The sequence below is a fragment of the Halobellus sp. Atlit-38R genome, from assembly GCF_003665925.1.
Lineage (GTDB): Archaea > Halobacteriota > Halobacteria > Halobacteriales > Haloferacaceae > Haloquadratum > Haloquadratum inordinatus.
In genome coordinates this window covers 1-453 of record NZ_QXIJ01000341.1, presented here as the reverse complement: position 1 = coordinate 453, position 453 = coordinate 1, and the positions used below count along the sequence as shown (strand labels likewise).

Below are 453 nucleotides of genomic sequence, written 5' to 3'. Positions count from 1 at the left end.
GCAGTCTCGCGGGACCGCTTGCTGGACTATTGTCAGCATGTGAGGCGGCACCGACACCGTGGATATTCGCAGTCGGGTGCGATATGCCGCTCTTGGATCCGAGAGCAGTCAGGGAATTGTGGACACGAGTTGCGAATCACGCTGAGAGAGCGCCTGAAGCAGTCGTCCCAGTTTCACGGCGCGGACGACGCGAACCACTACACGCGTTTTACCGACGCTCTGGGGTCATCAGCCACCGAAATAGTGTATCTGGTGAGGGTAGTTTCAATGCGTTTCTCGCCGAGTTTGACCATGTCGACTACGCCGAGCTGAATGAACTACCGCAGTTGATCCGGCTATCGACAACGAATATAAACACGGTCGCAGAACTTGAACACGTCACTGAGAGACAAAGGGAGTAATCTGCTTTGTTGAATCCACAGAAGGCAGCAGGATCGGGTCATTCTGTACACG

The 453-nt window shown here is 54.5% G+C and carries 1 protein-coding gene; it reads left to right on the top strand.

The features are described from left to right. Nucleotides 1–29: 29 nt before the first annotated feature. Nucleotides 30–401, top strand: coding sequence for an NTP transferase domain-containing protein (locus D3D02_RS19735; protein ID WP_233560734.1), 372 nt, complete (start codon nt 30–32; stop codon nt 399–401). The last annotated feature ends 52 nt before the right edge of the window (nt 402–453 follow it).